The 12,900-nt window shown below is 62.3% G+C and carries 11 protein-coding genes, 1 tRNA gene and 1 pseudogene; 5 read left to right on the top strand and 8 right to left on the bottom strand.

Translation table 11 applies throughout. The features are described 5' to 3' along the window. Position 1 precedes the first annotated feature (1 nt). Positions 2-74, bottom strand: a tRNA-Glu gene (locus N4Q37_RS25910). Between the two features lie 372 nt (positions 75-446). Here N4Q37_RS25910 and N4Q37_RS25905 point away from each other — a divergent pair. Further along, positions 447-1,205: a hypothetical protein gene (locus N4Q37_RS25905; RefSeq protein ID WP_260963023.1), complete on the top strand. Its 759-nt coding sequence runs from the start codon at positions 447-449 to the stop codon at positions 1,203-1,205. Between the two features lie 100 nt (positions 1,206-1,305). On the opposite strand, the gene N4Q37_RS28005 is transcribed toward N4Q37_RS25905, so the two are convergent. From N4Q37_RS28005 to N4Q37_RS25890, 4 genes and pseudogenes are all read right to left on the bottom strand, one after another. Next, positions 1,306-2,169 (bottom strand): methyl-accepting chemotaxis protein, encoded by an 864-nt coding sequence (locus tag N4Q37_RS28005; RefSeq protein WP_390897963.1) that lies wholly within the window; start codon positions 2,167-2,169, stop codon positions 1,306-1,308. Beyond that, positions 2,167-3,231, bottom strand: a pseudogene (locus tag N4Q37_RS28000) (HAMP domain-containing protein); the annotation flags it as partial. The gene N4Q37_RS28005 and the pseudogene N4Q37_RS28000, both read right to left, overlap by 3 nt. Before the next feature lie 149 nt (positions 3,232-3,380). Beyond that, positions 3,381-4,772 carry an aminotransferase-like domain-containing protein gene (locus N4Q37_RS25895; RefSeq protein ID WP_260963019.1) on the bottom strand — a complete coding sequence of 464 codons (1,392 nt, stop codon included), beginning with the start codon at positions 4,770-4,772 and terminating at the stop codon, positions 3,381-3,383. 207 nt (positions 4,773-4,979) lie between these two features. Beyond that, positions 4,980-5,738, bottom strand: coding sequence for an SDR family oxidoreductase (locus tag N4Q37_RS25890; RefSeq protein ID WP_260963016.1), 759 nt, complete (start codon positions 5,736-5,738; stop codon positions 4,980-4,982). A gap of 223 nt (positions 5,739-5,961) precedes the next feature. Between N4Q37_RS25890 and N4Q37_RS25885 the strand changes: the two genes are divergently transcribed. Then, positions 5,962-6,966: an NADP-dependent oxidoreductase gene (locus N4Q37_RS25885; RefSeq protein WP_260963014.1), complete on the top strand. Its 1,005-nt coding sequence runs from the start codon at positions 5,962-5,964 to the stop codon at positions 6,964-6,966. A gap of 100 nt (positions 6,967-7,066) precedes the next feature. Here the strand turns inward: N4Q37_RS25885 and pyrF are convergent, their stop codons facing one another. Further along, positions 7,067-7,765 carry an orotidine-5'-phosphate decarboxylase gene (gene pyrF, locus N4Q37_RS25880; RefSeq protein ID WP_260963013.1) on the bottom strand — a complete coding sequence of 233 codons (699 nt, stop codon included), beginning with the start codon at positions 7,763-7,765 and terminating at the stop codon, positions 7,067-7,069. Positions 7,766-8,057: 292 nt separating this feature from the next. Between pyrF and N4Q37_RS25875 the strand changes: the two genes are divergently transcribed. The 3 genes from N4Q37_RS25875 to xopAW all read left to right on the top strand — a co-directional run bounded on the left by N4Q37_RS25875 (position 8,058) and on the right by xopAW (position 10,858). Next, positions 8,058-8,816, top strand: a complete 759-nt coding sequence (locus tag N4Q37_RS25875) for a response regulator (RefSeq protein WP_260963011.1) — start codon at positions 8,058-8,060, stop codon at positions 8,814-8,816. Then, a complete protein-coding gene (locus N4Q37_RS25870; protein ID WP_260963009.1) occupies positions 8,816-9,862 on the top strand; it encodes a sensor histidine kinase in 1,047 nt (348 codons plus the stop codon). The genes N4Q37_RS25875 and N4Q37_RS25870 overlap by 1 nt, the downstream gene beginning before the upstream one ends. 147 nt (positions 9,863-10,009) lie before the next feature. Continuing rightward, on the top strand, positions 10,010-10,858 hold the full coding sequence (xopAW, locus tag N4Q37_RS25865) for an EF-hand domain-containing protein (protein WP_260963007.1): 849 nt from the start codon (positions 10,010-10,012) through the stop codon (positions 10,856-10,858). Positions 10,859-10,950: 92 nt separating this feature from the next. Here the strand turns inward: xopAW and N4Q37_RS25860 are convergent, their stop codons facing one another. After that, entirely contained in the window at positions 10,951-11,988 is a 1,038-nt protein-coding gene (locus tag N4Q37_RS25860) for an AI-2E family transporter (RefSeq protein ID WP_260963006.1), read from the bottom strand. Positions 11,989-12,041: 53 nt separating this feature from the next. After that, the gene (locus tag N4Q37_RS25855) at positions 12,042-12,860 is read right to left on the bottom strand and encodes a DUF4892 domain-containing protein (protein ID WP_260963004.1); all 819 of its coding nucleotides are present in this window, start codon (positions 12,858-12,860) and stop codon (positions 12,042-12,044) included. Positions 12,861-12,900: the final 40 nt, after the last annotated feature.

The raw sequence follows: 12,900 nt of genomic DNA, 5'->3' as shown, positions 1-12,900 counted from the left end.
GCGTCCCCTAGGGGACTCGAACCCCTGTTACCGCCGTGAAAGGGCGGTGTCCTAGGCCACTAGACGAAGGGGACACACGTACAACATTCACTCCCTGCCGCGTTTCGCTTGGTGCTTTACGCTGCAAGTGGCGCGCATTCTATGGATGGATTGAAGGGTCGTCAACCCCCAGATATAAATTTATTTAAATCAATGACTTCCCACGGTTTCAGGTCAATTCGCAGATTTTGCCCGTCCGGTCTCTGACGCCTATATTCTGTCGCCTGCCAAGACGTTATAGTCGCACCCGGCAGATAGTGGCAATGTGCACCTACCCAGATGCGCTTCCCATAAAACAGCAGGACGCCCGTCTAATCGCGCCGTACGGGCCTATGCGCTTAAAAGCCAAGCCACTACACTCATGACATGCGTACCCTATTAAAGAGGTCTTACCGGTGACACCACTCATGATCACCCTGCTCGTCGTAGCCGGGATCGCCTTGTTGATCGCCATTGGCTACATGAACCATGTGGTGGAAAACAACAAGCTGGAAAAGGCCCGCACCAAAGTTGAACTCAACGACCGTCTGCGGCGTTGTGGCGAGCTTACCGAAACCTTTCCCGGCCAGTTGATGACACCGGCCCTGAAGTTGCTGATAACGCGTTTGGAAATGAACGTCTGCCAGCGTTTGCTGAACCTGGAAAAAACCAATGCACCGGTCAAGACCCGCCTGGATGAACTGAGCGCATTGGCCGCCCAGGGCGAATCGATCCCGGTGAACAATCCGCCGGCACCGATCCTGACGGAAGCCAAGGCCAAGGACGTACGTTTCCTGCTCGAAGCCTTGCATGGCCAGATCACCCGCGCCGCCCAGGACGGTTTCCTGCCGTCCAACGAAGCCAAGCGCTGGATCCGTGAAGTCCGGCACATCCTGGTGCTGCTACACATCGAATTCTTCAACAACCTGGGGCAACAAGCGCTGCAGCAAGATCAACCCGGGCAAGCCCGCCTGGCGTTCGAACGCGGCGTGCAATACCTGCGCAAGCAACAGGAACCACAGGCCTATGCCGAACAACTGGCCTATCTGGAGAAACTCCTGGCCCGGGTCAACGCCATGGTCCTGGCCAAGACCCAGCCAGTCGAAGGCGAAGTCAACCAGTTGACCGCAGGCTTGAAGGAAGACGAAGCGAACGACGAGTGGAAGAAGAAGAAGGTCTACGACTGAGACGACCTGACAGGCCAATCAGGCCTTGTTGTGGCGAGGGAGCTTGCTCCCACGCCACAAAGGCACCCTCACCCCCGGAGTGCCTTGAGTAACCGACGCATCACAACCTGAAATGCCCCACCATCCCCTTCAGTTCAACGCCAAGCTGCGCCAGTTCAATGCTGGACGCTGCGTTGCCCTGCATCGCCACGGACGATTGATCGGCACTGGCGCGAATGCTGGTGACGCTGCGGTTGATCTCTTCGGCCACTGAACTCTGCTGTTCGGCGGCTGCGGCAATCTGCTGGTTCATCTGCTGGATCAACGACACCGCCGCCGCAATGCTCCCCAGGGCGCTTTCGGTTTGCAGCGCATCGCTGACGGCCATCTTCACCAGTTCCCCGCTGCTCTGGATCTGCTGCACGGAAGTCTGGGCCGCCGAGCGCAAGGCGCTGACCAGCCGCTCGATTTCCTCGGTGGACTGCTGAGTACGCCGGGCCAAGGCACGCACCTCATCGGCCACCACAGCGAACCCCCTGCCCTGCTCACCGGCCCGGGCCGCTTCAATGGCGGCGTTGAGGGCCAGCAGGTTGGTTTGCTCGGCCACGCTCTTGATCACGCTCAGCACCGTACCGATGTTCTGGATCTCGGCGCTCAGGCTTTCAATGCTATTGCTGGCCGACATGGCCGAATCGGCCAGTTGCTCGATGCGCACCATGCTCTGGCGCACCACCTGCTGGCCACTTTCGACTTTATCGTCGGCGGTCTGGGCCGCCTGGGCCGCTTCCTCGGCATTGCGCGCCACGTCATGCACGGTGGCGGTCATCTGGTTCATGGCGGTGGCGACCTGCTCGGTCTCCTCCTTCTGACTGCTGACCTCCAGGTTGGTCTGCTCGGTCACGGCCGACAGCGATTGGGCCGAATTGGCCAACTGCTCGATACCGGCCTGCAAGCCACTGACGATCCCGCTCAGGCCCGCCCCCATCTGTTGCATCGCCAGCATCAACTGGCCAATCTCATCCCGGCGCGTGACCTCCACCGTTGCGCTCAAGTCGCCCGAGGCAATCTGCTGGGCGACCCGAATGACACTGCGCAGCGGCGCGACAATCAACCGGGTAATGACCCAGGCCGCAATCAACCCCACCAGCAACGCCAAGGCCGACGAACCGATGATCAGCAGCGAGTTCTTCTTCAGTTCCACCTGCATGGCATGGTCTTCGGCGCTGTAAGCCTGGTCGACCCGCTCCACGACCTGCGCGGCACGTTCATGCAATTGCTGGTAGACGACTTTTTCCTTGGCCAACAGGCCAGTGTATTCGGCCAGTTGCTGGTTGAACCCGGTGATATGCCCGGCCACTTCGTTGAGTACGGTCTGGTAACCCGGGTCCTTGACCACTTCCTTGAGGGCCTCGGCCTGCTTCATGGCCTGCTCGGCCTGCTCGATGTTGCCTTGCCCGGCGTCCTCGTTGCCTTTGCGGCTCTGGTCGAGGCGGACCCGCGCTTCGTTCATGGCCTGCAGCATCAACCTCGACACTTCACTGATCTGGTTGGCCTGCTCAATGAAATCGGCGCCTTCCTTGCCTTCGGAGTCTTTCAAGGTATACGCGCCGTCATCCGACAGCCCCGCCTGCAACACATCGAGGTTGTTGGCGACACTGGACACCGACCAACTGGCCATTTCCAGTGCCAGGTCCTTGCTCTGGGTCAGCCCGACAAATTCGTCGAAGGCCTTGCGGTAGGCCGCCAGGGCCTGCGCCACATCGTCCATCACCGGCACATTGGCGCTCGACCGGGCCTTGAGCTCGTTCGCCTCGGCCACCAGCCCGTCGATCCCCTTGCGCAAGGCATCGGCCGTCTTGGCATCGGAGCGCAAGGCGTATTCCTGCTCCAGCAAGCGGACCTTGAGCAGCCCACTGTTGAGGGATGACATCTGCTTCAGGCCATCGAAGCGATGACTGATCGTCTGCAGGGACCAGACGCCGATGGCAGCCACCACAGCGGTGAGCAGCAACACCAGGACAAACCCGATACCTAGTTTCTTCGCCATACCTAAGTTGGCAAAACGTCCTTGCACGGCCGAAATCATTGCGCTCAGTCCTCTGCCAGTGTGTATGGATCGCAGATTCGCAACGAGACGCCCTGCAACACAAGATGCTGGCGTCGGAATAATGGCAAAAAGCTACAGCCGCGTCGTTTTCAGGACACTGGAAGTCGATCCAGAGCCGTGGCGCGGAAGAAAGCCAGTGCCCGGGGATCGTGGGCATAGGCCACGTTGATCCGTAGCCAGTCACTCTCGGCGCCCGACGGGCTGAATGCGGTACGCGAGGACAATCGCACGCCGAACCGCTTGGCCAGACGCTGTAGCCCAGCATAGTCGCAAAACGGCGAACGGGCCCAGATAAACATCCCGCCGGCGGGTTTGCCGAACACTTGCCAGTCGGCATCTTCCAGCACCTGCAACACCGCCACCCTGTCGCCCCCCAGGCGCTGGCGCTGGCGCTGGACCAGCTTGCGATAGGCGCCATTGGCCAGGAGCGTGGCAAGGACCGACTCACAAAACCGTGACCCACCCATGCTGGTGATTTCCTTGGCCCTGCTCAAGCGTGCAATGACGGACCGCGGCGCCACCACGAATCCCACTCGCAACGAGCTGCTCAGGGTCTTGGAAAAACTGCCGACGTAGACCACGTCGGCATCCAGGGCCGCCAACCGGATCCGTGGAGAGCTTTGGAGGTCAGCGTAGACATCGTCCTCGATCACCAGCAAGGCATGCTTTTTCGTCAATTGGAGAAGCCGCTGAGCCACCGCCGGGGCCAGGCTGCTGCCGGTCGGATTGTGGCAGACGCTGTTGACGAACAGGGCGCTGGGCCGGTGGGTCTCCAACAGCCGTTGCAACGCATCGACGTCCGGGCCGCTTGGCGTCCGGGGCAGCTCGAGCATATCGATACCGTGCAACCTGAGCAGGTCGAACAGGTTCGCATGGCCTGGACTCTCCACCACCACGCAACAGCCGGGCCGGAGCAATGTACGCACGATCAGGTCCAGCCCGTGAGTGGCGCCTGTCGAGGTGAGAATCCTGTCCGGCTCGGCTTCGATATTGAACTGTTTCAAGCGCCTGGACAGTTGCTCCCGCAGGGCCGGCAGGCCCAACGGTGTGCTGTAGTTGAACAGCCCGGCCATATCGGTTCGGGTGACCTGGCGAATTGCATAGCCCAGATCATCGCTCTCGCGCCAACTTTCGGGCAGCCCGCCACAGCCAAGTTGCAGCTCCCACGCGCCGCTGTCGAGCAGTCCGTCCAGGATGAACGGGATGTCCTGCTGCCGGTCCCTGTCGCTTGAAACATGGCCTGCCGCCGGGGCAACAAAAAAACGGCAACCGTGACGGGACGCCAACACGCCTTGGGCGACCAAGCGTTCGCACGCTTCACTGACGCTGGACTGGCTGAGCAGGTTTTCCCGCGCCAGTTGCCGGACGGAGGGCAGGCGCGTTCCCGGCTGTACCGCATCCTGTCGAATCCAGCCGGTCAGTGCGTCGACGATTTGCTGCACGACAGGCACCAGGGCCTGTCGGTCGATTCTCAATTCCATGAGTCACCAAGCTCCTAAGCGTTTGTTTTATCTCCGGAAACAGTTAAGCACAGGCCGCTGCCGGACGAAGTAAGACAACGGCGCCAAAACAGCGGATTCTCACCCTTTGAAACACATTGAGCGCCCGAGTCTGAGCGCTTTGCCTCCTTTCAAGAAAAAACCCGCAGTAAGTGCGGGCTTCGTCCTACAAGCAGAGCGTAACGTCCTTCAGAACGCCGTGACGCCACCGTCCACCGCCAGGGAATGGCCTGTGGTAAACGCTGCACCGTCGCTGCACAGGTACAGCACCGCACTGGCGATCTCTTCGACCTTGCCGATGCGCCCCACCGGATGCATGGTATTGGCGAAATCGGCTTTCCTCGGGTCCGCCTCGTAGGCACGACGGAACATATCAGTGTCGATCACCGCCGGGCAGACGGCGTTCACGCGGATTTTCTTCTTGGCGTATTCGATGGCCGCCGACTTGGTGAGGCCAATCACCGCGTGCTTGGACGCCGCATAGATGCTCATCTTCGGCGCCGCGCCCAGGCCGGCTACCGACGCGGTATTGACGATGGCGCCACCCTGGGCCAGCAGCAAGGGCAGCTGGTATTTCATGCACAACCAGACGCCTTTCACGTTGACGCCCATGATCGCGTCGAATTCATCGAGGGAGCCATCGGCCAGCTTGCCCTTCTCGATCTCGATCCCGGCATTGTTGAAGGCGTAATCGAGACGACCATAGGTCTTGATCACCTCGCCCATCAAATTCCTCACATCGTCTTCCTGCGTCACGTTACAGCGCACGAACACCGCCTCGCCGCCCGTCGCCCGGATGGACTGCACCGTGCCCTCGCCGCCCGCCACGTCCAGGTCGGCCACCACCACTTTCAGGCCTTCGGCGGCGAATGCCTGGGCGGTCGCACGGCCGATGCCCGCGGCAGCACCCGTGACCACGGCGACTTGTCCGGAAAACGTCATGCTCATTGCCAATTCCTCGAAGTATGCGGAGGACGCCAGTCTAGTCACAGCGTCCGCTGGCGCGGCAGCACTATCCGTTTGCCGTTTGGGCACTCATGGGCCCCAGTGATATGACTCCATGTAGAACTATCACTGGACTGGATCGACATGCATTCGCTGCATCAGCAAACCTTGCAGCCCGGGCTTCGAAGGTCTATCAACAAGGCTTCATTCATCTTGAGTGCCCGCCATGACTGCCCAGACCAATCGCCAGTTCCTGCTCGCCAAGCGCCCGCTAGGTGCCGCGACCCGCGAGACGTTCACTTACCAACAAGTCCCGGTCGGCGAACCGGCCGCCGGCCAGATCCTGGTGAAGAACGAATACTTGTCCCTGGACCCGGCCATGCGTGGCTGGATGAATGAAGGCAAGTCGTACATTGCGCCGGTCGGCATCGGTGAAGTGATGCGGGCCCTGGGTGTCGGCCAGGTGATTGCGTCAAACAACCCCGGCTTCGCGGTGGGGGACTACGTCAACGGGGCGTTGGGTGTGCAGGATTATTTCCTTGGCGAGCCCAGGGGATTCTATAAAATCGACCCGAAACTGGCACCGCTGCCGCGCTACTTGTCCGCCCTGGGCATGACCGGCATGACCGCCTATTTCGCCCTGTTGGATGTCGGTGCCCCCAAGGCCGGCGAAACCGTCGTGCTGTCGGGCGCCGCCGGGGCAGTGGGCAGCATCGCCGGGCAGATCGCCAAGATCAAGGGCTGCCGTGTGGTCGGCATCGCCGGCGGCGCGGACAAGTGCAAATTCCTGATCGATGAACTGGGCTTCGACGGCGCCATCGACTACAAGAGCGAGGACGTCCTGGCCGGTCTCAAGCGCGAATGCCCCAAAGGCGTGGATGTGTATTTCGACAACGTCGGCGGCGACATCCTGGACGCGGTGCTCAGCCGCTTGAATCTCAAGGCCCGCGTGGTGATCTGCGGCGCCATCAGTCAATACAACAACAAGGAAGCGGTGAAAGGTCCTGCCAACTATCTGTCGCTGCTGGTCAACCGGGCGCGCATGGAAGGTTTCGTGGTCATGGACTATGCCGCGCAATTCGCTGCCGCCGGGCAGGAAATGGCCGGCTGGATGGCCCAGGGACAGCTCAAGAGCAAGGAAGACATTGTCGAAGGACTGGAGACGTTTCCGGAGACACTGGGCAAGTTGTTCAGTGGGGAGAACTTCGGGAAGCTGGTGTTGAAGGTCTGACGCAAAACGCCAGCAACTGTAGGAACGATCCTGCTCGCGATAGTGCGAGCAGGGGAAGTTGCCAGCGTTAGGCTTTGTACGAAAAGTGCCTGCGCGACGATCAGGCCAGCTCAGCCACCACCGCCGCCAACGCCTTGGCCGGATCGGCCGCCTGGCTGATCGGACGACCGATCACCAGGTAATCGGAACCGGCATCCAGTGCCTGGCGTGGGGTCAGGATGCGACGCTGATCGTCCTGGGCGCTGCCCGCCGGACGAATTCCCGGCGTCACCAGTTGCAGCGACGGATGGGCCGCTTTCAGGGCGCTGGCTTCCAGGGCCGAACAGACCAGGCCGTCCAGGCCGGCCTTCTGCGCCAACGCGGCCAGGCGCAGCACCTGTACCTGGGGCTCGACGTCCAGGCCGATGCCCGCCAGATCCTCGCGCTCCATGCTGGTCAGCACGGTCACGCCGATCAGCAGCGGTTTCGGGCCGCTGCGCTGGTCCAGCACGTCACGGCAGGCCGCCATCATGCGCAGGCCGCCGGAGCAATGCACGTTGACCATCCAAACGCCCATCTCGGCAGCCGCCTTGACGGCCATGGCGGTGGTGTTGGGGATGTCGTGGAATTTCAGGTCCAGGAACACTTCGAAACCCTTGTCACGCAAGGTGCCGACGATCTCCGAAGCGCAACTGGTGAACAGCTCCTTGCCAACCTTGACCCGGCAAAGCTTGGGGTCCAACTGGTCGGCCAGCTTCAGGGCGGCGTCACGGGTAGGGAAATCCAGGGCGACGATAATGGGCGTCTGGCAGGCGGACATGAGCGGGCTCTCAGGCAAGTCGAAATCGGCGCGCATTGTAGCGGAACCAGCGCCGATGCGGGACCCGATGATCGGTAAATCTCGCGGCATCCGCCACCTGCGAGGGCGATATCGGTCTTTGTGTCGAAGCCGATACATTCATGACATGTGCGCAACACGCCGGCACGCTACCGTCCGCCGCCGCAACCCGTTCCTTTCAGCACTTCACGCGCCGGCACCCGAAGCCTATGCTGAAGCCACCACCTCGCCGCCATCTTTGCGGTTGGCAGCCTATCTGGCAGATGATGCATCCATGCAGACCACCCCTGTTGCAAACGCTGACGATCAAAAAATGGTCGATGATGACAAACGCTGGAGCATCCGCGCGCTGATTGTCGATGACGATGTGCCGATCCGTGAACTGTTGATCGACTACCTGGCCCGTTTCAACATCCGCGCCAGCGGCGTGACCGATGGCGCGGCCATGCGCCAGGCGATGCAGGCCGAGCATTTCGACGTGGTCGTATTGGACCTGATGCTACCGGGCGAAGACGGCTTGCGGCTGTGCCGCTGGCTGCGCGCCGAATCGGACATCCCGATCCTCATGCTCACCGCCCGCTGCGAACCCACCGACCGCATCATCGGCCTGGAACTGGGTGCCGACGACTACATGGCCAAGCCTTTCGAACCCAGGGAACTGGTGGCACGGATCCAGACGATTTTGCGCCGGGTACGCGATGATCGCTCCGAGCAACGGGCCAATATCCGCTTCGACAACTGGCGGCTCAACAGCGTACTGCGCCAACTGATCTCCGCCGACGGACTGGTGGTCCCCCTGTCCAATGCCGAGTTCCGCTTGCTGTGGGTGTTCATCGAGCGACCGCGCCGGGTCCTGAGCCGCGAACAACTGCTGGATGCCGCCCGCGGACGCTCCATCGAGGCGTTCGACCGCAGTATCGACCTGTTGGTCTCGCGCCTGCGCCAGAAACTGGGCGATGACCCGAAAGCCCCGCAACTGATCAAGACCGTGCGCGGCGAAGGCTACTTGTTCGACGCCCGGGACATCGGTTGATGCGATTGCGCCTCGACTCCCTGTTCGGCCGCCTGTTTGGCGTGCTGCTGCTGGCGATCGTCCTGGCGCACCTGCTGGCCTTTGCCTGGTTTATCCATTACGACCAGCCGCCACCGCCCGGGCCCCCTCCGCAATTTTCCGGGCACGACCAAGGCCCCCCACCCTTTGGTCCGCCCCCCGAACATCGCCCACGCCCCTGGTTTGGCGGTCCGGTGGTGCCGCTGACGTTTCAGTTCGTGTGCCTGATCGTCGCCGCCTGGTACGGCGCCAAACTGCTGACCCGACCGATCCAGCGCCTGAGCGAGGCCGCCGAGCGCCTGAGCGAGAACCTCGACAGTGCGCCGCTGGATGAAAGCGGTCCTCGGGAAGCGCGGCAGGCTGCGCATACTTTCAACCTGATGCAACAGCGCATCCGCGAGCAGGTGCAGCAACGTTCACGCATGCTCGGCGCAGTGTCCCACGACCTGCGCACACCACTATCACGGCTCAAGCTGCGCCTGGAACAGATCGATGACACCAAACTGCAAGGCCAGATGCGCCAAGACCTGGACGACATGATCGGCATGCTCGACGCCACCCTCACCTACTTGCACGAACAACGCACCAGCGAGGCGCTGCAATGGATGGACGTGCAAGCATTGGTGGAATCGTTGTGTGAAAACGCCCAGGATCACGGCGCCGACGTACAGGCCAGCGGTTGCTGCGCGCCGCTGCAGGTGCAGCCGATGGCGTTGCGCTCATGCATCAACAACCTCATGGACAATGCCCTGCGCTACGCAGGGCATGCCTCGATTGTCCTGCAGGACCTGGACCATGAGGTCCTGATCCGGGTCATCGACCACGGCCCCGGTATCGCGGCGGACAAACGCGAAGCGGTGTTCGAACCCTTCTACCGCCTCGAAGGCTCGCGCAACCGCAACTCCGGTGGTGTCGGCCTCGGCATGACCATTGCCCGCGAGGCCGCTGAACGCCTGGACGGACAATTGACCCTGGAAGAGACACCGGGGGGTGGGTTGACGGCAGTGATCCGTTTGCCTCGTCTCTAAACCACCTCCCCCTCCCTGTGGGAGCCGGGGTTGCCCGGGGAGTGTGTATTTCTCTCGGTACAAAGCCCACACACCCACGACAACTGCCCCACCGACGCTGCATAAGCCGGTGCACCCACCGGCTATTCCATCCCAAGGAGAGCCTCCATGATTGGTAGCGTCAGCAGTTATTCGACCTATACCAGCCTCAGCAGCAGTACCGCGACCAGCAATACCCGCCACCAGCAGTTCCAACAGGCATTGCTCGACAAGCTCGACACCGACGGCGACGGCTCGGTCAACCAGGACGAACTGAGCAGTGCCCTTTCGCAGAAAAGCGACGATGGCATCCTGGTCAGCCTGAGCGAAAACTTCACCGACCTGGACAGTGACAGCAGCGGTGACTTGAGCAGCGACGAAATGGCCGCGATGGCGCCACCGCCCCCTCCACCCGGCGGCCAGGCACCCGGGACCGAACTGGCCGACGCACTGCTCAGTGCCTTGGACGCCGACGGCGACGGTGTCATCAGCAGCGATGAACTGAGCAACGGCCTGGCCAGCACCGACAGCAGCGTCGACAGCCAGCAGGTGTTCTCGGCCCTGGACAAGAACGAAGACGGTACCGTCAGCCTTGACGAACTCACGGCCAGCCTCACGCCGCCGCCCCCTCCACCGCCGCAACAGGCCACCAGCGAGGAACTGTTCAGCCAACTCGACACCGACGGCGACGGCAGCGTCACGGCCAGCGAACTGACCAGTGCCTTGCAGGCCAGCGACAGCACGTCCACGAGCACCGACACCAGCGCGATGCTGATGGAAGCACTCGACCGCGACAGCAGCGGCGAAGTCAGCAGCGAGGAACTGACCAACGCCTTGCAGGCCAGCCGCAACGGCGACAGCGCCACCGGGCAGACCAATGCCAGCGAAGTGCTGAACCGAATGATCGCCAACCTCAGCCGGCAGTACTCGTTGGATAACGTCGCCAGCGTGGGGAAACACCTGAACGTGGCGACTTGATTCACCGCTAAGCCTGGATTGAAACTCACTTGTGGCGAGGGGATTTATCCCCTCGCCACAGCAAGCTCTCACCACAGGTGCCCGACACGCAGCTAGCGCGCCTGGCTCTTGCTCCAATCCGTCAACAGGCTATACGCCACCGCCAGCAGCGTCGGGCCGATGAAGAGGCCGATGAAACCAAAGGCGATCAGCCCACCGAAGACCCCGAGCAACACGATCACCAGGGGCAGGTTTCCGCCCCGGCTGATCAGGTAGGGCTTGAGCACGTTGTCCACGCCACTGATGATGAAGGTGCCCCAGATGCCAAGGAATACCGCCATCCCGTACTCGCCTTTCCATGCCAGCCAGGCCGTGGCAGGGATCCAGACCAGCGGCGGCCCCATGGGGATCAGGCTGAGCAGGAAAGTGACGATCCCCAGCACCAGCGCCCCCGGCACGCCGGCGATCAAGAAGCCGATCAGCGCCAGCAAGGCCTGGGCCGCCGCGGTGCCGATCACGCCGTTGACCACCCGCTGCACCGTGCCGGCCACCAGCTCGATGTAGTAACCGGCACGGTCACCGATCAGGCGCTCCAGCAAGCCGTGGACGAACACCGCCAGACGCGGTCCGTCGCGGTAGAAAAAGAACACGAAGACAATGCTCAGGGTCAACTCGAGCATACCGCCGCCAATCTGCTTGCTGCGCGCCAGCAGCCAATTGCCGACCTGTCCCAGGTAGGGCTTGATGGACACCATCATTGCCGCCCCCTGTTGGTCGATGCTGTTCCAGATGGCCACCAGCCGCCCTCCTACCAGTGGCACGCCGCCCAACCAGGCGGGTGCATCGGGCAGCCCATCGACCTGCACATCGCGGATGAACGCGGTGGCATCGCGCACATGATCGGCCAGGTTGAGGCCCAGCCACACCAGCGGCACCGCCACCAGCAGCATCCAGCCCACGGTCAGCAAACCCGCCGCCAGGGATTCGCGACCATTGACCCAGCGGGTCAGCAAGCGCATCAGCGGCCAACTGGCAAACGCCAGCACGGCGCCCCAGAACAACGCTGACCAGAACGGCGCCATCACCCAGAGGCTGGCGCCGAACAACACCAGAAGCAGGATCTGCACCAACAGCCGATCGTTATTGAGCATATAAAGTCTCGAAAAAAGTCAGGCCCGGGCAACGGCATCGCGCCCGCAGCGGATTAGCGCAGCAACTCCAGGTGCAGGCCCACCGTATCGTCGTCGGCAGTCTCCATGCGCGCTGCCCGGACACCCTGGTCAATCAATGCCTGGCGCCAGTCTTCAGCCTTGGGGCCGGCGATACTGACCCGCAGGCCCGTGTCCAGGTTCAGCGCCCTGGACAACAGACGCAACCAGCTGTCGTCCGGCTCACCGACAAGACGGGGCATGTCCAGCACCCCGGTGTCCTTGAGCTGGCGCAACAGCGTGGCCGATGTCGGTAGCAGAACCCCCAACGGAGCATTCGCCTCGAACTGTTCGACGTGCAGGTAAGCCTTGCGGTTACCGCGTGTGATGCCATACAGCGCAATCAGCGTGTTGTCCGCCGGTGGTGCCAGGCGTAGCAGCAGGTAGGCCTGGCCGTTGTCGGCGCCATAGAGCTTGGCATTGCCGAAGACGTCATTGGCCCACAGGCTGCTCTCGCCGCAGTCACGGGCCTGGCACCAGAACAGCAATTCGGCGTCCTGCTTCTGCAGCGCTTCGCGAGCGGCGGTAAACGCCTGGGTGGCGGTGTGTTCCGGCGGCAGTTCGTAGGTCACCGACGTGACGTTGCCACGGCTGTCGACCTGGCCGTCGAAGCGCAACTGGCCGCTGATCTTGCGGATCGAACCCAGCGGGTAGACGCGTTCCAGGTCGCTGGCCTGCCGGTAGTCGACGATCTGAGCGTCGGGCATGCGCGGCACGCGCTCCAGGTCGTGACTGCCGGGCACATCGTCGGCGAACGAAACCGGGCCCAGGCACGCCAGCACCAAAAGGGCGGATACGCGAACGGATAATTTCATCGGATGGGCTTGGCCTGGGCTGACTGGAGGCCACGGGCAT

Source organism: Pseudomonas citri, assembly GCF_025336485.1.
GTDB classification, from domain to species: domain Bacteria; phylum Pseudomonadota; class Gammaproteobacteria; order Pseudomonadales; family Pseudomonadaceae; genus Aquipseudomonas; species Aquipseudomonas citri.
Note: the sequence above shows the minus strand (reverse complement) of the source record. Positions and strands in the feature narration are given on the sequence as shown.